Annotated in this window: 27 protein-coding genes; 16 read left to right on the forward strand and 11 right to left on the reverse strand. The window is 45.3% G+C overall.

From position 1 onward, the window contains the following. Positions 1-124 precede the first annotated feature (124 nt). Positions 125-2,197 (reverse strand): WD40 repeat domain-containing protein, encoded by a 2,073-nt coding sequence (locus P2A85_RS19565; protein WP_377474879.1) that lies wholly within the window; start codon positions 2,195-2,197, stop codon positions 125-127. A 328-nt stretch (positions 2,198-2,525) separates the two neighbouring features. Between P2A85_RS19565 and P2A85_RS19570 the strand changes: the two genes are divergently transcribed. The 9 genes from P2A85_RS19570 to P2A85_RS19610 all read left to right on the forward strand — a co-directional run bounded on the left by P2A85_RS19570 (position 2,526) and on the right by P2A85_RS19610 (position 7,588). Further along, a complete protein-coding gene (locus P2A85_RS19570; protein WP_377474881.1) occupies positions 2,526-2,771 on the forward strand; it encodes a hypothetical protein in 246 nt (81 codons plus the stop codon). Continuing rightward, positions 2,764-3,138, forward strand: coding sequence for a type II toxin-antitoxin system RelE/ParE family toxin (locus tag P2A85_RS19575; protein WP_377474884.1), 375 nt, complete (start codon positions 2,764-2,766; stop codon positions 3,136-3,138). Before P2A85_RS19570 ends, P2A85_RS19575 begins: the two co-directional genes overlap by 8 nt. 77 nt (positions 3,139-3,215) lie before the next feature. Continuing rightward, positions 3,216-3,566 carry a DUF433 domain-containing protein gene (locus P2A85_RS19580; protein ID WP_377481596.1) on the forward strand — a complete coding sequence of 117 codons (351 nt, stop codon included), beginning with the start codon at positions 3,216-3,218 and terminating at the stop codon, positions 3,564-3,566. Beyond that, complete coding sequence (locus P2A85_RS19585; protein ID WP_377474886.1) at positions 3,544-3,906, forward strand: DUF5615 family PIN-like protein; 363 nt, start codon at positions 3,544-3,546, stop codon at positions 3,904-3,906. The genes P2A85_RS19580 and P2A85_RS19585 overlap by 23 nt, the downstream gene beginning before the upstream one ends. A 121-nt stretch (positions 3,907-4,027) precedes the next feature. Then, entirely contained in the window at positions 4,028-5,998 is a 1,971-nt protein-coding gene (gene acs, locus P2A85_RS19590; protein WP_377474888.1) for an acetate--CoA ligase, read from the forward strand. 229 nt (positions 5,999-6,227) lie between these two features. After that, positions 6,228-6,386 (forward strand): hypothetical protein, encoded by a 159-nt coding sequence (locus P2A85_RS19595; protein ID WP_377474891.1) that lies wholly within the window; start codon positions 6,228-6,230, stop codon positions 6,384-6,386. Continuing rightward, positions 6,383-6,637 carry a hypothetical protein gene (locus P2A85_RS19600; RefSeq protein ID WP_377474893.1) on the forward strand — a complete coding sequence of 85 codons (255 nt, stop codon included), beginning with the start codon at positions 6,383-6,385 and terminating at the stop codon, positions 6,635-6,637. The genes P2A85_RS19595 and P2A85_RS19600 overlap by 4 nt, the downstream gene beginning before the upstream one ends. A gap of 211 nt (positions 6,638-6,848) precedes the next feature. Beyond that, the gene (locus P2A85_RS19605) at positions 6,849-7,265 is read left to right on the forward strand and encodes an element excision factor XisH family protein (protein WP_340523242.1); all 417 of its coding nucleotides are present in this window, start codon (positions 6,849-6,851) and stop codon (positions 7,263-7,265) included. Beyond that, a complete protein-coding gene (locus tag P2A85_RS19610; RefSeq protein ID WP_341739213.1) occupies positions 7,253-7,588 on the forward strand; it encodes a XisI protein in 336 nt (111 codons plus the stop codon). The genes P2A85_RS19605 and P2A85_RS19610 overlap by 13 nt, the downstream gene beginning before the upstream one ends. Here the strand turns inward: P2A85_RS19610 and P2A85_RS19615 are convergent. Continuing rightward, positions 7,585-7,779, reverse strand: coding sequence for a hypothetical protein (locus P2A85_RS19615; RefSeq protein ID WP_377474896.1), 195 nt, complete (start codon positions 7,777-7,779; stop codon positions 7,585-7,587). The two genes, P2A85_RS19610 and P2A85_RS19615, sit on opposite strands and share 4 nt — an antisense overlap. Positions 7,780-7,903: 124 nt before the next feature. On the opposite strand from P2A85_RS19615, the gene P2A85_RS19620 reads away from it, so the two are divergent. The 6 genes from P2A85_RS19620 (at position 7,904) to cysK (ending at position 11,854) form a co-directional block, all read left to right on the forward strand. Continuing rightward, entirely contained in the window at positions 7,904-8,062 is a 159-nt protein-coding gene (locus tag P2A85_RS19620) for a hypothetical protein (RefSeq protein WP_293339280.1), read from the forward strand. Positions 8,063-8,067: 5 nt separating this feature from the next. Further along, positions 8,068-8,253, forward strand: a complete 186-nt coding sequence (locus tag P2A85_RS19625) for a hypothetical protein (protein ID WP_293355006.1) — start codon at positions 8,068-8,070, stop codon at positions 8,251-8,253. Positions 8,254-8,388: 135 nt separating this feature from the next. Continuing rightward, the gene (locus P2A85_RS19630) at positions 8,389-8,967 is read left to right on the forward strand and encodes a Uma2 family endonuclease (RefSeq protein WP_377474899.1); all 579 of its coding nucleotides are present in this window, start codon (positions 8,389-8,391) and stop codon (positions 8,965-8,967) included. Between the two features lie 102 nt (positions 8,968-9,069). Next, positions 9,070-10,101 carry a sulfate/molybdate ABC transporter ATP-binding protein gene (locus P2A85_RS19635; RefSeq protein WP_377474901.1) on the forward strand — a complete coding sequence of 344 codons (1,032 nt, stop codon included), beginning with the start codon at positions 9,070-9,072 and terminating at the stop codon, positions 10,099-10,101. 319 nt (positions 10,102-10,420) lie between these two features. Further along, entirely contained in the window at positions 10,421-10,858 is a 438-nt protein-coding gene (locus tag P2A85_RS19640) for an Rrf2 family transcriptional regulator (protein WP_371117148.1), read from the forward strand. Between the two features lie 18 nt (positions 10,859-10,876). Further along, a complete protein-coding gene (cysK, locus tag P2A85_RS19645; RefSeq protein ID WP_377474904.1) occupies positions 10,877-11,854 on the forward strand; it encodes a cysteine synthase A in 978 nt (325 codons plus the stop codon). Positions 11,855-12,249: 395 nt separating this feature from the next. On the opposite strand, the gene P2A85_RS19650 is transcribed toward cysK, so the two are convergent. The 4 genes from P2A85_RS19650 to P2A85_RS19665 form a co-directional block, all read right to left on the reverse strand. After that, positions 12,250-12,627, reverse strand: a complete 378-nt coding sequence (locus P2A85_RS19650) for a sulfite exporter TauE/SafE family protein (protein WP_377474906.1) — start codon at positions 12,625-12,627, stop codon at positions 12,250-12,252. A gap of 109 nt (positions 12,628-12,736) precedes the next feature. Next, on the reverse strand, positions 12,737-13,081 hold the full coding sequence (locus P2A85_RS19655; RefSeq protein WP_377474908.1) for a TSUP family transporter: 345 nt from the start codon (positions 13,079-13,081) through the stop codon (positions 12,737-12,739). Between the two features lie 266 nt (positions 13,082-13,347). Then, a complete protein-coding gene (locus P2A85_RS19660) occupies positions 13,348-14,010 on the reverse strand; it encodes an SPFH domain-containing protein (RefSeq protein WP_377474910.1) in 663 nt (220 codons plus the stop codon). Positions 14,011-14,021: 11 nt separating this feature from the next. Further along, positions 14,022-14,249 (reverse strand): hypothetical protein, encoded by a 228-nt coding sequence (locus P2A85_RS19665; protein ID WP_340523228.1) that lies wholly within the window; start codon positions 14,247-14,249, stop codon positions 14,022-14,024. A gap of 183 nt (positions 14,250-14,432) precedes the next feature. On the opposite strand from P2A85_RS19665, the gene P2A85_RS19670 reads away from it, so the two are divergent. Continuing rightward, positions 14,433-14,891, forward strand: a complete 459-nt coding sequence (locus P2A85_RS19670; protein ID WP_377474912.1) for an endonuclease domain-containing protein — start codon at positions 14,433-14,435, stop codon at positions 14,889-14,891. A 417-nt stretch (positions 14,892-15,308) separates the two neighbouring features. Here the strand turns inward: P2A85_RS19670 and P2A85_RS19675 are convergent, their stop codons facing one another. The 5 genes from P2A85_RS19675 to P2A85_RS19695 all read right to left on the reverse strand — a co-directional run bounded on the left by P2A85_RS19675 (position 15,309) and on the right by P2A85_RS19695 (position 19,974). Next, positions 15,309-16,835, reverse strand: a complete 1,527-nt coding sequence (locus P2A85_RS19675; protein ID WP_377474914.1) for a phosphomannomutase/phosphoglucomutase — start codon at positions 16,833-16,835, stop codon at positions 15,309-15,311. A gap of 249 nt (positions 16,836-17,084) precedes the next feature. Then, complete coding sequence (locus P2A85_RS19680) at positions 17,085-17,990, reverse strand: D-hexose-6-phosphate mutarotase (protein ID WP_377474916.1); 906 nt, start codon at positions 17,988-17,990, stop codon at positions 17,085-17,087. 147 nt (positions 17,991-18,137) lie between these two features. Continuing rightward, positions 18,138-18,530: a nuclease gene (locus P2A85_RS19685; protein ID WP_377474918.1), complete on the reverse strand. Its 393-nt coding sequence runs from the start codon at positions 18,528-18,530 to the stop codon at positions 18,138-18,140. A gap of 53 nt (positions 18,531-18,583) precedes the next feature. Continuing rightward, positions 18,584-18,868 carry a hypothetical protein gene (locus P2A85_RS19690; RefSeq protein ID WP_377474920.1) on the reverse strand — a complete coding sequence of 95 codons (285 nt, stop codon included), beginning with the start codon at positions 18,866-18,868 and terminating at the stop codon, positions 18,584-18,586. A gap of 86 nt (positions 18,869-18,954) precedes the next feature. Beyond that, the gene (locus P2A85_RS19695) at positions 18,955-19,974 is read right to left on the reverse strand and encodes an NAD(P)-dependent alcohol dehydrogenase (RefSeq protein ID WP_377474922.1); all 1,020 of its coding nucleotides are present in this window, start codon (positions 19,972-19,974) and stop codon (positions 18,955-18,957) included. Positions 19,975-20,041: the final 67 nt, after the last annotated feature.

Genomic DNA, 20,041 nt, shown 5'->3' on the forward strand with positions numbered 1-20,041 from the left:
GTTTTATTTTAGATTTTTTTTGATATTATGTCACGGGTCTTTTACAAAATTTTATAGTATTAAACCACAGAGGGCGCAGAGGACACAGAGTTAGAGAAGAGAGAGATGAATAATTAGGGGACATCTAATCCAGCCACTCTCTAGCTCTCACCAACAACTCATCCAAAGTTTCTACAGGCCAAAACCGCACTTTTCCATCCTCTGAAGCCGACAGTAAAAATTTTCCATCTCGACTAAAACAAACACTATAAATCGGAGTTTTTAACTCGACAAAATTTGCTTCACCGTCGCTCAAATTCCCCCGATAACCGCGATAATCTGCCAATAAATTCCCCCGCAAATCCCACAATTTAACACTGCGGTCAATAGAAGCAGTGGCCAGTGTATCTCCCGTGGGGCTAAAACAGACACTCAAGACAGGTCCATCGTGTCCGGTGAATGTTACCAAACAGTTGCCATAGAAATCCCACAATTTTGCAGTACCGTCATTGGATGCAGTAGCAAGGACATCTCGATGGGGGTGAAAACAGACACTCCATACAGAGTCAAGGTGTCCGATTAAAGTTGCTAAACATTTGCCTTGGAAGTTCCACAATTTGGCAGTATCGTCTCTGGAAGCAGTGGCAATTGTCTCTCCCTTTGGGCTAAAATTAACGCTTGTTACCCAGCTTTGATGTCCGGTGAAAGTCATCAAACATTTGCCCCGGAAGTTCCATAATTTGGCAGTAGCATCTCTAGAAGCAGTGGCAATTGTATCTCCTTTTGGGCTAAAACAAACACTCCATACAGAGTCAAGATGTCCGATAAAAGTTGTTAAACATTTGCCTTGGAAGTTCCACAATTTGGCAGTTTCGTCTCTGGAAGTCGTGGCGATTCTGGGTTGATTGGGGCTACAACTAACACTTGTTACCCAGTCAGTGTGTCCGGTGAATGTTACTAAACATTTGCCTTGGAAGTTCCACAATTTTGCTGTGCGGTCATTGGAAGCTGTGGCGATTCTATCTTGATAGGGACTACAACTAACGCTATTTACTGATTTTTGATGTCCGCTACAAGTTACTAGGTTGTTGCCTTGTAAGTGCCACAATCGGGCGGTGCGATCGTTGGATGCTGTAGCAAGGGCATCTCCTGTGGGGCTGAAACTGAGGCTGGTAATCCAACTATCATGTCCGCTGAATGTTACTAAACAGTTGCCTTGTAAGTCCCAAAGTTTGGCGGTGCGATCGTTAGAAGCGGTAGCGATCGCATCTCCTGTCGGGCTAAAACTGAGGCTGGTAATCCAACTATCATGGCCGCTGAATGTCACTAAACAGTTGCCTTCTAAGTCCCATAATTTGGCAGTACCGTCATAGGATGCTGTGGCGATCGCATTTCCTGTCGGGCTAAAACTCAAGCTAGTTACCCACCCATCATGGCCGCTGAATGTCACCAAACAGTTGCCTCGGAAGTCCCACAGTTTGGCGGTGCGATCGTAGGATGCAGTGGCCAGGGTGTCTCCCTTGGGGCTAAAACACACACTTGTTACCGATTGCTGATGTCCGCTGAATGTCACCAAACAATTGCCTTGGAAGTCCCACAATTTGGCAGTACCGTCATAGGAAGCCGTCGCCAGCGCAGGGACTGTGGGGCTCAGACAGACGCTAGTTACCCAGTCGTTATGGCCGGTGAAAGTCACCAGACAATTGCCTTGTAAGTCCCACAATTTGGCGGTTTTGTCATCGGATGCAGTGGCGATCCTCTTCGAGGGCTTCGCTAACGCATTTTGTTTCTGGCTAAAACTAACACTATTTACCCAGTCTTTGTGTCCGCTAAAAGTCACCAAACACTTACCCTGCAAGTTCCACAATTGGGCGCTACCGTCAATGGAAGCTGTGGCGATCGCATCTTGATTCGGGCTAAAACAAACACTCCTGACGGTGCTCCGATGTCCGACAAACTGATGGCGATCGCGGATTTTGGAGAGAATCACCTGCAAGGCCAACAGGGGACTGGTACTGGGATAGGTGGTAACGGAGGGATGATTTAGCATCCATTTTTGTAAACTTTCTGCCGCCCCAATAGCTACCCGCAAGGCTTCGATTTGGTTGCGATCGGACTTAAAAAGCTCTAACGCATGGTGTCCAGCTTTTTCAATTTCCATACTTTTTAATTTGACTTGCTGATGAGCTTCCAGTTTGGTAGGTTGGTTTTGGGTCACGACTTCGCGGTCAGCTATTGCCAGTTATGGACTATTTTTTAGTTTCCCATAAAGTTATCGCAATTCATTAAACTTTTTGGTAATCTTGAAAAAGGCGATCGAGGCACTAGCCTTAGACATCAATCTATTTCTTACACCAATTTTTTATGAAGCTGCATAGAATCTGATCCCCCCTAACAAAGAGGGCGGGCACGGGGGCACCGCCCCTACTAAGGGGGGGGACAAGATTCTGATCAAAGTCCCCCTTCTTAAGGGGGATTTAGGGGGATCGAAATATGTGCAACGACCCATTAAATTGGTATCACACCCTAGATTACCAGGAGTAACTATGAAAGCAATTAAAGTGATGGCAACGATCGACGATCGAGGACAATTGTGCATTGATGAACCACTAAAATTAGAGCAAAATAGCAGAGTAGAAGTAATCGTGCTAATTTCCGAAGTAACAGAAAGTAATGAAAATGAGCAATCTAAAGAAACAATTTTAGCAGATTTCCGTCAAGCTTGGCAGGAAGCAATGACTGGGAAAACAATTCCTATTGCCCAAATCTGGGGGGGAATTGATGATGTCTGAGCAACCATTGATTCAAGTTGAAGCTGCGCCAACATTTACAAGAAACTTACGAAACCTCGCCAAAAAGTATCGCACTATTCGCAATGATATACAACCAGTCGTCGAACAACTTGAACGGGGAGAGTTACCAGGCGATCGCATATCTGGGATTGGTTACGATGTTTTTAAAGTGAGAGTTAGAAATAGCGATATTCAAAAAGGTAAAAGCGGCGGCTATCGTCTGATTTATTATGTCAAAACTGAAAATGGAATTATTTTACTGACAGTTTATACAAAATCTGCACAAGCTGATATTCCAGCAGATGAACTTACGGGCATCATTTTAGAATACGAACGGCGTGCAGGTGAAGATGAAGAAGATGCCTAAATTTTGGGTCATGGCTTTTGTGCGATCTTCTGTTCAGGTATTATAATATGATCAACCCTTACCTTAATCAACCAGCTATGCAACTAGAAGACTACTTCAATTTCCTCAGACCAGATGATATTCGGCTCAAAGGTTCTCGGATCGGCATCGAAACAATTCTTTATGAATACCTGTTTCGCGCTCGAACTCCCGAAGAAATTGCTAACATTTATACATCTCTCACTCTCGAACAAGTTTATGCGACCATTTTGTATTACCTGCACAACAAAGAAGCCGTCGGTAAATACATAACTGAATGGCTGGAATGGGGCGACAAAATGCGAGAAGAACAACGTCTCAATCCTCCTCCAGTGACAGAAAAACTCCGCAAATTTAAAGCAGAAAGAGATGCAAGGAGCAAGGCTGATGCCAATTCAGTATCTGTTTGATGAAAATGTCGATCCTGCGTATTTCAACCAAATTCGCAGGCGCAATCCCGATATAGTTGTTCTAGCTGTGGGAGAACTAACAGCACCTTCCAAAGGTACTCTCGACCCCGAAATTCTTATTTGGTGTGAAATTCACAATTTCATTCTTGTTACCAATAACCGTCGCTCTATGCCAGTTCATTTAATAGAGCATTTAGAGCAAGATTGTCATATTCCAGGAATTTTCATCCTGAATACCAAGCTGACTATCGGTCAAAACATTGAAATACTGCTTCTGATTTATGAAGCATCATTTGACAACGAATACCAAGATAGAATTTACAATTTACCAGTGCTATAATTTCTCAGGCAGCTCCAATCTTGACAAAATTCCCCAAAGTCTTAAGGAAAATAAACATATTTTTGCCCCAACTTGTGCAAACAATAGTTAAAAAGACTAGCCGCTGTTAAAGTTAAAAGCAATGTCACAAGATACGATCGAATCAATACTCCAAGAAAAACGCCTATTTCAGCCGCCCGCTGAATTCTCCGAAAAAGCTCACATCAAAAGCCTAGAAGAGTACCAAGCCCTCTACGATAAAGCCAAAGCAGACCCCCAAGCATTCTGGGCTGAACTCGCCACCCAAGAATTAGACTGGTTCCAAAAATGGGATGCCGTACTCGACTGGCAGCCGCCCTTTGCTAAATGGTTTGTCAATGGCAAAATTAACATTTCTTACAATTGTCTAGACAGACATTTAACCACTTGGCGCAAAAATAAAGCCGCCCTGATTTGGGAAGGGGAACCCGGAGACTCCCGCACCCTCACCTACGCGCAACTCCACCGCGAAGTCTGCCAAATGGCGAACGTCATCAAACAATTGGGAGTCCAAAAGGGCGATCGCGTCGGTATCTATATGCCGATGATTCCCGAAGCTGCGATCGCCATGTTAGCCTGTGCCAGAATCGGTGCAGTACATAGTGTTGTTTTCGGCGGATTTAGTGCAGAAGCTTTGCGCGATCGCCTCGTTGACGGCGAAGCAAAACTCGTCATCACCGCTGACGGTGGCTTCCGCAAAGATACCGCCGTCGGTCTCAAAGCACAAGTAGACAAAGCATTAGCAAATAATGCCGTACCCACTGTTACCAACGTTCTCGTAGTTCAGCGCACCAAACAACCAATTGAAATGGAATCTGGGCGCGATGTTTGGTGGCATGAATTGCAAAAAGGTGCATCGGCAAATTGTCCAGCCGAACCGATGGATAGTGAAGATATGCTATTCATTCTTTACACTTCTGGAAGTACCGGAAAACCGAAAGGTGTCGTCCATACAACGGGCGGTTACAACCTTTATACCCACATGACAACGAAATGGATATTCGACCTTCAAGATACCGATGTTTATTGGTGTACTGCGGATGTCGGCTGGATTACTGGACACAGTTATATTGTCTACGGGCCGCTGTCTAATGGTGCGACAACTTTAATGTATGAAGGTGCTCCTCGCCCTTCAAATCCAGGCTGTTTTTGGGATGTCATTGAAAAATATGGTGTCACTGTTTTCTACACTGCACCAACCGCAATTCGCACGTTTATGAAAATGGGCGAACACTTGCCAAATGCCAGAGATTTATCATCTTTGCGGTTGTTGGGAACTGTCGGCGAACCGATTAATCCTGAAGCTTGGATGTGGTATCAGCGGGTAATTGGGAAATCGAATTGTCCAATTGTGGATACTTGGTGGCAAACCGAAACTGGCGGTATTATGATTACTGCTTTACCTGGTGCAATTCCGACAAAACCAGGTTCTGCAACCCTTCCTTTCCCCGGAATTATTGCCGATGTTGTTGACCAAGATGGCGAACCGGTAACTAATGAAAGTGGCGGTTATTTAGTTGTGAAACATCCTTGGCCGGGAATGATGCGGACTCTTTACAACGATGCCGATCGCTTCCGTCGCACTTATTGGGAATATTTGCACCCGAAAGATGGCGAATTTGTGTACTTTGCGGGGGACGGCGCGCACAAGGACAAAGATGGTTATTTCTGGGTAATGGGCCGGGTTGATGATGTAATTAATGTGGCCGGACATCGACTCGGTACGATGGAAGTTGAATCGGCTTTGGTATCGCATCCAGCAGTGGCGGAAGCTGCGGTTGTGGGGAAACCGGATGAGATTAAGGGTGAGGAAATTGTGGCGTTTGTGACGCTGGAAAATACGCAGCAACCTAGCGATGAATTGGCTAAGGAATTGAAGCAGCACGTTGTGAAGGAAATTGGGGCGATCGCGCGGCCGGGCGAAATTCGATTTACTGATGCTTTACCCAAGACTCGCAGCGGGAAGATTATGCGGCGTTTGTTGCGTTCTTTGGCTGCTGGTTTGGAGGTGACTGGGGATACTTCGACTTTGGAAGATCGGACTGTTTTGGATAAGTTGCGGGGTGGTTCCTAGGGGTATTTTTGGAACCGCAGATGTAGGCTGATTAACGCAGATGAACGCAGATAAGATTAGATATGCGTTCATCTGGGTTTAATTTTTAGGTATAATTTAAATCTTGCACAATAGCCAGAAACCGGGTTGTTTTGGGTTTATTGACAATGGTGCAATATTTACGGCAATGTAGAGTGTAGGAATATTAGAAAACCCTGAAAATAAAGTTTGGCTTGATGCAGACACAATCGTGGCTACTAGCGATCGGCAAGCTGCTATTCGTCGCTGCCGTGAGTTGGCAGAGTATAATGAATTAAGAGGCGACGGGCGCTGCACTTTCTGCGGTGTCATTCTCAATAAAAGTGGTAAGTCATACCGCTGTATTTTTGAACGGGAGATAGAGGAATGAGTCAGATGTGGACTGAAGAACAAATCAGACAAATAATCCCAGATATTGATTCACAGTTAGACGACAGTGATATTCCAACTGTGATTATTAAGGGTGAAGGTAGCAGTATTTTTCTCTCCTTTGAGAACCGTCGCGAGATTGAATTTTTGATATCCCAATTATCTAACCTACTGATTCATCACGAGGAATTAGATCTGGGAGTTACTGTTAAGGGGTATGTGACAACATTTGGTGAGTATAGCTCTCAATAGGCCGCAATACTACTTCTGAAATAAAACGGCTTCGGATAAATTGCGGGCTGATTTATAGGGGTGTTTAACCGCAGATGTAGGCAGATGAACGCGGATGAACGCAGATAAGATTTACATCTGTGTTCATCTGCGGTTTAGTTAGAGTTTAAGATAATTGCATGATAATTTGCTATCATATAACCATGAAGTCTTATTTTGCTCGTTTTGTTTTATGCCCGCTTTAGACCTCTACCACAATACAGTCAAAAAATCTCTCCTCAATGATGGCTGGATAATTACTCACGATCCTCTCCATCTGAAATGGGGTAAAAAAGATATGTATGTGGATCTGGGAGCAAAACAGGTGCTAGCAGCAGAACGAGGAGAACAGAAAATTGCTGTGGAAGTCAAAAGCTTTGTCAGCGATTCAGAAATGCAGGACTTGAGAGATGCGATCGGACAATTTACTATTTATCGGTCTGTTCTTCAAAGAACTTATCCAGAACATACGCTTTATCTGGCTGTTCGCGATATTACTTATGAATCTCTATTTGAAGAACCGATCGGTCAATTAATGATCGAAGATGAAAATCTCAAGCTGATTGTATTCGATCCAAATCAAGAGGCGATCGTAAAATGGATACTTTAGCTAACTTCAGAACTACGATTAAAATAGTCCTGGAACCCTATACAAAAATTCCTTACTCTCACGGCGATATAATTTGTAAAGCCGTGTTTGATGACAACTCAGACAGTTACCTGCTAGTTACTTTAGGATGGGATAAAGCCAAACGAATTCACGGCTGTTTGGTTCATATAGATATTATTGACAATAAGATTTGGGTACAGCGAGATGAGACAGAATACGGCGTGACTAAAGAACTTGTAGCTGCTGGAATTCCCAAGGATTCGATTGTTTTAGGATTTCATCCAGCAGATGTCAGACCTCATACGGGTTATGCAGTTGCTTAGTTACAGCTTATGTATGAAAGATTTAAGCTTTTATTGCTTGCGATCGAGCATCGATCGTCGATCGCAAGTAATATTTGAGCGTGGGTGGAGCGATCGGCTCGTTTTTGACACTCCTGTTTCGCTTGCTTGGGATTATCGGCTAAAATCGGCTCATCCCAGCGTTCTGGTTCTTTTTCAGGATCTTGAATCATAATTAAGTAGCTCCTTTGTTGGACCTTCAACTTCGGGGAAGTCGTCTTGGCATGGTGCGGCAACATTTTGCCAAGGCGCATTTCTATGCTAGAATTGTACTGCATTTTTTAGTATAATTGCAGTATGAGTAAAAATGTTAAAGTTCTAACCATCAGACTCCCTGAAGTAGAAATGCTTCGCCTAGAAGCTTATTGCGCGAACAGCGGTAGAACAAAAACCGATGTGATTCGCGAACAAATTAGGAATTTAAAAGTTGAAGATAAGTTGCTTTACCCAGATTGATAACCTTGGTTCATTTACTGGCGATCGCCCGTCCGGGAGAAATTCGATTTACTGATGCTTTGCCCAAGACTCGTAGCGGGAAGATTATGCGGCGTTTGTTGCGTTCTTTGGCTGCTGGTTTGGAGGTGACTGGGGATACTTCTACTTTGGAAGATCGGACGGTTTTGGATAAGTTGCGGGCTGATTCCTAGGGGTATTTTTGCGATCGCCCCTTCAGGCAAATTAACGCAGATGAACGCAGATATAATTATATCTGCGTTCATCTGCGGTTTAATTGTTAAATATGAGCTACAATCAAGATAAATTCTAGACTGGATCTGAGCGCGATGCCTCCACTACTTAGCAAAACCACAGATCGGCGAATTGTTCATCATGGAATGTGGGAACGGTTTAAATTTATCCAAAAAGGCTTTGAAGGCTCCCCTGGAGTGCGACTATTTTACTATGATGGGACGATCGAGATTCTGATGCCTGGAGAAGACCACGAAGCTTTTGCTCATGTTATCGGTTACTTATTGACTACCTTTCTCGTCGAACAGGGAATTTTCTTCAAGCCTACAGGCGCAATGACGCAGGAAAGATCGGGAGTTGTCTCTGTACAAGCAGATGAATCCTACTGCATTGGGAGTGTAAAACAGATTCCAGATTTGTCGATCGAAGTTGTCTTTACCAGTGGAGGAATCAGTAAGTTAGAGCGCTATAAAGCTTTGGGTGTTCCAGAGGTTTGGTTTTGGGAAGATGGATTGCTGAAAATATATCATCTCCAAGACGGTAGCTATGAAAAGAGCGATCGCAGTCAGCTACCCGGACTTAGTAACCTGAATCTCGATTTGTTCAAACGCTGCATTTTGATGGCGGAAACTGATGCTGGAGAAGCTATTAGAGCGTTCCGTCGAGAGATGTAGGCGATCGCAAAGCGGCTCTCCTGGTATCCGATGATTGATATAGATTATACGGTATTTAATGTATAGTACATAAAATCGGTCAACGAACAGGAGTTAAAGGTTATGAGCATTACAATTGAGAACGTATCCAAGCACTTTGGGTCGTTTCATGCCATTGATAGCGTGAGTTTGGAAATTAAAAACGGCTCTCTAGTGGCGCTGTTGGGCCCTTCGGGTTCCGGGAAATCGACTTTGCTGAGGATGATCGCGGGACTTGAACCCCCAGATAGCGGTAACATTTATTTAATCGGTGAAAATGCTACTCAGCAGTCGGTGCAGGAACGGAATATCGGTTTTGTGTTTCAGCATTACGCTTTGTTTAAGCACATGACGATCCGAAAAAATATTGCTTTTGCGATGGAAATTCGCAAAGTTCCTAAAGACACAATTACCAAACGGGTTGAGGAACTTTTGGAGTTAGTGCAGTTGGGTGGTTTGGGCGATCGCTACCCTTCCCAGCTTTCGGGAGGCCAACGACAGCGGGTGGCCTTAGCCAGAGCTCTAGCAGTTCAGCCGAAAGTGCTGCTATTAGATGAACCTTTCGGAGCGTTGGATGCTAAAGTTCGCAAAGAATTGCGATCGTGGCTGCACCAACTCCACAAAGAAGTGAATATCACTACTGTTTTTGTGACTCACGATCAAGAAGAAGCGATGGAAGTAGCCGATGAAATTGTAGTGATGAACAAAGGTAGAGTGGAACAAGTTGGCACTCCTGCTCAAATTTATGACAAACCGGCAACGGCTTTTGTGATGAGTTTTATTGGGCCTGTTAATGTGTTGCCGAATGCGATCGGGCTGTTTAACAGAAATGCTGAAGAACTATCTAACCATGGAGCTGCTCATTCTCAAGTAGTATTTTTGCGTCCCCATGATGTGCTAATTAACACTCAGCCGGAGTCCGGTTTTGCGGAAGCAAAAGTCAGCCGCATCATTCATCTGGGACGCGAAATTCAAACTGAATTGCTATTAGAATCGGGTCAAATTGTGACAGCTTACGTCAGCCGCGAGCGCTTCGATCAACTACAGTTAGTGCCAAATCAAAGGGTTTATGTCAAACCCAAACACGCGATGACTTTTCCTGCTTATTCTATCTAAATCCACAGTTGCATCTTACTCAAAACCTGGTCAAGCGGGAGTACATCAATCCTCAAAGATTTTGGCATTCTTTGAGTGTTTTAACTTTTGGCATTGTCTTAACTCTGGTAGCGACAGGTTACTTATTGACCACAGCGCCTTAACAGCCTTGGCATTTGCCAGAGGTCACATCAGTCCCCTAAATAGCAAATTTTGGCGACGATGCAATATACTTCTCAAGCGATTTCTTCCTCAAAACTCAACAAATACCCCTATACACATATCGGAAAACAGTATATTATTGAATGGCAGATTTAAAACTGAAACACGAGTAGCAAATGTGGAACGATCTTCTAGAGTGGAATATGCCCTGTTAGCGCTCTTGGAACTTGCAACGCCCTACCCGAAGGACTCCCCCCTCACGGTGAGCGAGATTGCTGCTGCTCAAGAGATACCGGAACGCTATCTAGACCAAATTCTTACCGTGCTGCGACGTGCGGGTTTCGTGCAAAGTCTGCGGGGCGCTAAAGGCGGTTATTTGCTGGCAAAAGAACCCTGGCAAATTACTTTGCTAGAGGTGTTCTCAGCTTTAGAAGGCGACAGTAGCGGCAAGGTTCAAAAAGTTTTAGAATCCGCAACAGTAGAAAAGACTGCGGTACGAGAAATCTGGCAGGAAGTCACAGCAGCATCTCTGACAGTTTTGGGCAAATACACTTTACAGGATTTGTGCCAACAGCGGGACGATCGCAAACAAGTCAATCCCATGTACTACATTTAACTGGAGATAAATTAAGCCATGAAAATTGCTAAGGATGTTACAGAAATAATTGGTAGAACTCCTTTAGTTCAGCTCAATAAAATTCCCCAAGCCGAAGGAGTAGTTGCTCAAATTGTGGTAAAATTGGAAGGGATGAATCCGGCTGCTTCGGTGAAAGATCGCATCGGCGCGAGCATGATTCAGGCGGCAGAAGAGGCGGGATTAATTGCACCGGGGAAAACTATTTTAGTGGAACCGACTTCGGGTAATACTGGAATTGCTTTGGCAATGGTGGCGGCGGCTAAGGGTTACAAATTGATTTTGACAATGCCGGATACGATGAGTTTAGAGCGCCGATCGATGTTAAAAGCTTACGGTGCTCAGTTAGAATTAACTCCGGGACATGAAGGGATGTTAAGCGCGATCGCCCGCGCCGAAGAAATTGCAGAAGAAACTCCGGGTGCTTTTTTGTTGCAGCAGTTTCGTAACCCCGCCAATCCCAAAATTCACCGGGAAACGACGGCGGAGGAAATTTGGGCCGATACTGACGGTAAAATAGACTTTTTAGTGGCGGGAGTTGGCACCGGCGGTACGATTACGGGAATTGCTGAGGTAATTAAACAACGCAAGCCGAGTTTTAGGGCGATCGCAGTTGAACCGACAAACAGCCCCGTGCTTTCTGGAGGCAAATCTGGTGCTCACAAAATTCAAGGAATTGGTGCAGGATTCATCCCGGAAGTCTTGAAACCAGAGTTAATTGATGAAATAATTACTGTTAGCGATGAAGATGCGATCGGCTACAGTCGTCGGCTAGCGAGAGAAGAAGGATTATTGTCAGGAATCTCCGCAGGCGCAGCTTTATTTGCAGCCATTCAAATCGGCAAGCGTCCCGAAAATGCTGGAAAATTGATAATTTTTGTACAGCCTTCTTTTGGCGAACGCTACCTTAGTACAGTGCTGTTCAAAGATTTAGAATTACCGACAGTCAGCCAACTAGAATCCTTAGTCAGCGATTAAGAGGACACTCAAGCGTGCCTATTGGTGTCAACTTAAGCTCAAACCTAGTCACAGATTGCTGTTTGACTATTAAGGCCAGATCCCCCCTAACCCCCCTTAAGAAGGGGGGAACCGGAATCTTCTCAAAGTCCCCCTTCCCCCCTTGGGGGGGCTAGGGCGTGTTTTCTTGCCTGATCCATCAGATCCTGATCCCCCTCGCATCCCCCTTAAGAAGGGGGACGAAAGAGCTTCTTTCTCCCCCCTTTTTAAGGGGGGTTGGGGGGGATCTCCGGGGAGAGAAAACACGCCCTAGGGGGGGTGGGGATTTAGGGGGATCTAGACTCGGCTATAAACGAGAGATACAAAGGTTTTTAGGCGATTGTTGACACCAATGGGCGGGGTAGTACCCCTACTTTTCACACTTGATACAACTTCCAACTCGCCATTGCCAACATTCCGTAAATCGCAAACTTTAGCGGGCGTTGAGGCATAATTTGGCAGAATTTAGCACCTACTAAAACTCCCGGCACCGAACCCAACCAAATCGGCAATACTAAACTCCAGTCTACTGTTCCTAGGCTGAGGTGTCCCAGAGAGGTAAACATCAACAAAATTGCCGCCTGCGAAATATCTGTACCCACCAATTTTGAAGAATCCAGGCGGAAAAAAGCAATCAGCAGCAGTGCAAACATCGAACCGGAAGACACGCTAGTGATTCCCACTATGGAGCCTAAAATTGCTCCTGCAATCACCGTAAAAATACGACCATAATTAGTATTTATAGCAACCGCCAAGGCGATTAGGATATTTCGGTCACGCTCGCGTAGTCGAAGTGGACATTTCGACCCTTCGACTACGCTCAGGGCGACGCTCCGCTCAATGACCAAACCGCCTTGGCGACTGCTATAAGTCCCATTCTGGCGGCTGTGGTAATTTCAAATTTGGGAGAAAGATTTTGAGCGATAATTGGGAGATTGCTAACATGACAACTAGGGCGATCGCCACTCCCAGACAGCGCAGCAATATGTCATCTAAGTTCTGAGTGCCACTCCCTTTGATGCAGTGTAAAATCCACACACCACCCAGGGAACCGGGTACACTCCCCAAAGCCAACCATTTAACTACTTGCAAGTCAAGGGTTTGTTGTTGCCAGTGTTTGAAGCCACCAACAACTTTCATAAATGTGGCTGCTACGACATCTGAACTCACAGCAATCGATGCCGGAACTTGAAAGACAAAAATTAACATTGGGGTAATGATAGCATAGATAAGCATTTTAATAGTAACTGCAAATATAGCAATCCTCGCATCATTTGTAAAGTTCTTACTCCCGGACTTTAATCAGGTCTGGGTTGGGGTGGGGTAAAAAACTTTACGACTCCTGCAAGGACTGCTATATAAAGGGAAACCGATATATTTCGCTTTCCCAATTATCAACCCTGATGGCGCTACCTGATGATTTTTTTGGTTGTACCTGTTTTTACAAAGCCGAGGGCGTTTCAACTACAGCCAACTCAATCATTTTCCTCAGTAGGTGCGTTGGGTAATTGGGTATCTATGTAAGCCTGAGTCACGTCAGGAACAAACCAATTCGCATCTCCAGGCTTGAAAACTTTAGCAGTAGGAACGTTGAATTCAACAGCAGCCGTATCGGGATTAGCTGTCGCTACAAATTGAGTTCCGTCAACTATTTTAACAGCTACGCCGCCGGTCAATGCTTGTGCAACTTTATCGACTTTGAGAACTTCTTCGACTGCTGGATTGATAATGCGATCGACTACTTGTGGTTCGTCTCCTATTTGTTGAAAAATAGCATTAGCTTCCTCTGGAACTATATGCCAATTGAGCGCCACATCTGTAAAAACATCTTGCAAGTCCTTTGAGGAAGCTTCCGCAGAAATTTCCTGTTTTTGGACTCTGACACTCAAGTTTTTGACAGTAGAAACAATGGGGACAATCAGGTGAATTCCTTCTCCTAATACCTGTTTTTGTACTTGACCAAAGTGCATGAGTACCCCTCGTTCGCCAGCATTGACAATCGCAAAAAACCTCGACAAGATAGTTAGCAGCAATATCAGGAGAGCGAGCTTAACTGCAATGTCCACATCTCTATTAGTTTGATTAGCAGATTTAGTCTTAGGGATTTTACTGCTAGACTCTCCACTTTTAGATGACATATTCCTCGTCTCTATAGGGATTCAAAAGTTGCAGTAAAACCATCTAAGGTAAAACATTCTTCCATAAAGTCCTCAGCGTCATTGACATTTTCAATTTGATATTCCATGATGCGTTGGCCGTCACCTTTCATTTTTTTTGAAGAAAGAGGTGTTCCCGGATATTTTTCAGCGATCGCCTTGAATGCCTTAGAATGGATATCCCAGCTTGCTGCTGAACAGTTGATGCTTACACGCCACATAATTAAATTCCTGGTTGGATTGGATTTGCCAATAGTCTGAAACTTATTGTGCCACGATTAGGTAAATCGCAGGCGCGCTCAGATATTATTAATAATCTTGTGGTTGGGGAGGGAGCCATCATGCTCCATCGCCTTCAGGGATGTTTATCATAATATAAATTACAATAACGTGTCTTGGAATTGATGAAATACAACATCATCCCCTATAACCCCAAACTTAAGGAACTTGCCCGCCAGCTTCGCAACAATATGAGTCCCGGCGAAATCAGTCTTTGGAAATACATCAAAGGCAAACAAATGATGGGCTATGACTTCGATCGCCAACGGCCTATAGATGAATTTATTGTAGACTTTTATTGCAAACAATTAATGCTGGCGATCGAGATTGATGGATATTCTCATGACAGTGAGGAAGCACAAAAGCGCGATCGAGAAAGACAAGCTCGCTTGGAATCCCTGGGCGTGAGATTTTTGCGATTTACAGAGGAGGATGCAAAGCATCACGTTGAAGGTGTTTTAGAGGTGATTCAGGCTTGGATTTTGCAGAATGGATACACCCCAATCCCCCTCAAAAGCCGAGGACACACCCCAGCCCCTCTCAAGAGGGGAGCAAGAGGCAGTTCCCCGATTAGGAGGAGGTAGATCCAGTTCCCCTCGCTTAGAGGGGTTAGGGGTGGGTTCCCCGATGAGGAGGAGGTAGATCCAGCCCCTCTCAAGAAGACACACCCCCAGCCCCTCTCAAGAGGGGAGCCAGAGGCAGTTCCCCTCTCAAGAAGACACACCCCCAGCCCCTCTCAAGAGGGGAGCAAGAGGCAGTTCCCCGATGAGGAAGAGGTAGATCAAGTTCCCCTCGCTTAGAGGGGTTAGGGGTGGGTTCCCCGATGAGGAGGAGGTAGATTAGATCCAGTTCCCCTCTCAAGAAGACACACCCCCCGCCCCTCTCAAGAGGGGAGCAAGAGCCAGTTCCCCGATGAGGAAGAGGTAGATTAGATCTAGTTCCCCTCGCTTAGAGGGGTTAGGGGTGGGTTCCCCTCGCTTAGAGGGGTTAGGGGTGGGTTCCTACTTCAACAGTGTAGAAAAATCAAGAGATTCTGTTGTTTGGAAAAAAGCTAAAAGCCGATCGACTATGCGATGGACACCACCTTTGACATTAGACTCAACATTCAAAGGCATCACCGGATCGTGGAGGGATAAACGTAACAGAAACCAGCCAGATTCGTCAGGTGAGGTGCAGGAAATCCGCAATCCTTCATAGTTATTGGGAACGATTTTCCAGTCGGCTTGAGTTGATGCAAATTCTTGCAGTTGTTCAATAACGCGATCGCCCAGATCCCTAAAATCATCCACACTAATTTTAATCCGAAACTCCGCACTTTCTTCAGGCTCTTGCAAATTCGTAATTAAATCTGGCAATGACTTATTTGCCAGTTGTGATTTAGCCAATTCAATCAATAACTTACTAACCAAATAAGCACCATCATCCAGAAAGTAATTTTCCTTCAAAGCTCCATGGCCAGAAGTTTCAATAGCCAGCCAAGATTCCTGTCCGCTTTGATTGAGACGAATCGACTCATCAATCACATTTTTGTAGCCTCGTTTAAAGCGATGGTGAATTCCCTTTAAATCCTGTTCGATGAATTGCGTTAAGCCATCGGAAGTAATGGAATCGGTGACAACGGTAGAACCAGGGTGTTCTTGTAAGACGATCGCCGAAATCAAGGCAATTAAGCGATTGCGATTGAGTTCCTTGCCGGCTCCATCGACGGCGGCACTGCGATCGACATCCGTATCAAAAATAATCCCAAAATCAGCTTGATTAGCAATTACCGCTTGACAAATTGACCCCATTGCCTGTTTATCTTCAGGATTTGGCACATGATTGGGAAAAGTACCATCCGGTTCCAGAAACTGACTCCCTGTGGTATCAGCACCTAAAGGTTTTAAAACTTTATCCACATAGAATCCACCGGCACCATTACCCGCATCCACAACAATTTTTAATCCCTTCAATGGGTGCTGAAAATTATCTGGATGATTAACTGATTCGCGAATTTTAGTCACAAATTGGTTAGCATAAACCGAGATAAAATCATGTTTTTCAATGCTACCTGGAACCGTGGCTAGTTCAAAATTATAGCTTTGGGCTAGTGCTAAGATATCTGTAATATCTTTTTTTTGTAAACCACCATTGGCGGTGAAAAACTTTAAGCCGTTGCGATTAAAAGGCAAATGGCTAGCCGTGAGCATAATTGCGCCTTCGCAATCAAAACCAGGAGTAATGGTACTCATAAACATCGCCGGAGTTGATGCCATGTCAAAATCGTATACTTGGCTACCAACAGAGGTGATTCCGGCCATGACTGCTGACATTAAACTGGGCCCGGATAGGCGGCTGTCGCGCCCGATCGCGATCGTTAACTTTTCCACAGGTTTATGGACTTTTCCCACCAGCCAATTAGCAAATGCTTGACCCAAAATTGTGGCAATTTCCGGTGTGAGGTTAACTTTTTCATCGGCAACCCCTTCGAGAGCGATACCGCGAATATCTGAGCCATTTTGGAGTTTTTTCCAGTTATAGTTTTGCATAATCATTGATGGTAATATCTACGATACATCAGTTTACAGCAGGTTGAAATTAAATATTGTTACATTTGTTGCGATCGCCATTATGATAGCCGAAACAATCAGTCACAAATAATTATTCATCTCTCTCTTATCTTCCTCTGCGTTCTCTGCGCCCTCAGCGGTTAAATCTTAGACATTACGGTGACAGAGTTTTTCAATTCAATAGTGAAAATAATAGCCCCATCACCGCTGAGATTAACCTCTCATTTCTTAATTACGCTCAACGCTGTAAATTGCAGCCAATCGAAACTCACCATGAGCAGGAACTTCGACAATATCCGTCGCCGCATTGGTCGTTTCCACGCAGATTAAACGCTGATAATCGCTATCATCAAGGTCTGCCATACTTGCAGAGATTTTCACCCAGGGATTCCACACTACAGCAGATTTGCTACCAGAGGATTTAATGCGGATACGGCGATTGAGGGCGCTATCGTCAATGACTAATTCGTTGGTAACATCGAGATAAATGCGATCGACTTCACCAGTTGCTACCACTCCACCCACTTGAGTTTTTTCCACACCACCATCGGCTTTATCAAGATACTGGGTATTTTCCAATCCCAAAACCTGCACGAGGTTGATATCTCCTACTTGGAAATAGGTGTGGAAAGCTTGGCTGAGGGGAAAGGCTTTGTCCCCTAAATTGCGGGTAATTAATTCTACCGTGAGAGTGGTGCTGACCGTAATGGCGATCGCCAATTCAAAGGCTTGGGGCCACATCGCCCTCGTTTCCTCAGTATCCTTAAGCCCCAAAATCACTTGAGTTGCGCCCTCTGGAGTAGTGCTGGTTGACACCACATTCCAGAGGCGATTCCGCACAAACCCGTGGGCTGGACGCCCCAAGCCTTCGGGATCTGGGCCAAACCAAGGCCAACAGATAGGTACACCGCCTTTGATGGCTTTCCCTTCCGCATAGTAGGCTTTTTCGCTGAGGAACATCACATCGACGGTTTCGGTGGCTGGTTGGAAGGAGAGCACTTGGCCAGAATACACAGAAATCAAGGCTTTGGCTTGGCCATTGTCGATGTGAATCATCGGAAAACCACCGTTTCCGGCGGCGAAGGTGAGGTGGCCGGCAATGCCATAGTCGGTGTTTAATTGGTCAATACTCATGCTGTTGGCCTGGTTAACTGCTTCCCAATTATCTCAGGACTTTAGTATTATTGAACCGCGAAGACGCGAAGGACACGAAGTAGCTTTGTAGGGTGCGTCGCCGCCAGATATTCAATGGAAATTGCAGATTGTAGAAAGCGACGCACCTTACTCCTGAATATTTTGCCATAACTCGGCTGTAATAAACCTTGAGAGATGGCCCACATTCGTCGTCGCAATTACAACATCTGGAGAGCCAAGAGTTATGGCTTGAGCAACCAAAATCATATCACCATCAATCGTCTTGTCTCCTGCTGTAGGTTGCCCTTGCTGACGAGCTTCTGCCCAAAGTTTTGCAGCTTGCTGCATGGCAGCGGTTGTAAGTGGTAAATACTCAATCAATTTGGCTAAATCATCTAGACGAGAAATGCCTTTTAGCTTATTTGCTCGCAATAACTCACGGCGAACCTCATAGTCCGAAATCTCTGGAATTATAGTGCGACTTCCTGATGTGATGTGAGCCTGAAGCCATTGGGCGCAAGCCTTACTTTTAACAGACAACTTTGGATTTGTGATTAGACCGAGTGGTCCTGCATCCAATATGATGATTCGATTTACCAAGTTACTCCTTTCATCTCAACTGGGAATAATTTACGCTCAGAAAGACGATCCTCATCTAATGCACTAATCAAGTATTGACCTGTTTCTTGCTGTTCTTCAATATCTTCATCGTCTATCCAAGACTGAAGCAGGTTAACAGCCTTAGCTTGTTTTTGCCTTAAAGAAATAAAGCTTTGTAAAAGCTGTAAGGTTACGGATTCAATTGAAAGTCCTTGTTGGTTGGCTTCCTGCAAGAGATATTGCTCAACTTCTGACGGTAGATCAAGGATTAGTGTCATAGATTTTCTTGGGTATATTCGACATATTTTAACATTCAGACTTTGTTCCCGTTAGCTATTTAAGTCTTCCATGAAGAAGGATGTAATTAGCCATTGGATATGGCGACTTTCCCCAACACCTGCCGCTGTTCGAGGTGGCGAATTGCTGCGGGGACTTCGCTCAGATTGTAGCGCCGATCGATCCAGGGGACAATCTTACCTGCCACCATCAGATCCCTCAACGTGACGAGATCCGCTTGATTGGGTTTTGAAGCTAGGGATTTCACTTTCTGGCGACTGGTTCTCGAAATCCAAGGGCCGAGAAACATCACCTGAAAAAATCGAGCTGTGGAACCACCAATCAAGACGTAGGTTCCTTCGGGTGTCAAGGCTGGCAGATAGTCGAACACTGAACGGTAAGCCGCCGCGTCCAGAATCAAGTCGTAATGCTGTCCATTTTGGGTCACGTCTACTTGAGTGTAATCAATAATATGATCGGCACCGATCGCACGCACCATATCCATTTTTTTCGTACTACATACAGCAGTCACCTCAGCGCCAAAAGCCTTGGCAATCTGCACCGCAAACGACCCTACGCCACCCGACGCACCATTAATCAACACCTTTTGCCCCGGCTGAATCTGCCCGACATCCCGCAGTCCTTGTAGGGCGGCCAGGGCTGACACAGGAATGGTTGCTGCTTCCTCGAATGAGGTGTTGGCGGGCTTTAGCACCAAGGCTGCTTCGGTGGCACAGACATACTCGGCAAATGCGCCGAAACCACACTCGGACAGGTCTCCAAAGACTTCATCGTCGGGCTGAAACTGCGTCACATCTTTGCCGATCGCCTCCACCCGTCCTGCTACAGCCGTGCCGAGGATCTTGATTTTGGGCTTGAGTATTCCTCCGAATATCAGGCGGATGGGGAATGGAGTCCCTCGCATGAGATGCCAGTTACCAGCATCGACGGAGGCGGCGTAAACCCGCACCAGCACGCCATTGTCTGGTACAACTGGCTTGTCAACCTCTTCCAGACTCAACACATCCGCTGAACCATACTCGAATTGAACGATCGCTCTCATTTGGCGATCGGCTTGGACAGGGGCAATGGTGTTTGCTGTTTTCATGGCTTTTGTCTCAAATTGGGGCAGAACTGAATCAAGAGCGAGCCAAGCCTCTATCGCTTGGGCTTAC

It is taken from the genome of Microcoleus anatoxicus (genome assembly GCF_042465725.1).
GTDB lineage: Bacteria > Cyanobacteriota > Cyanobacteriia > Cyanobacteriales > Microcoleaceae > Microcoleus > Microcoleus anatoxicus.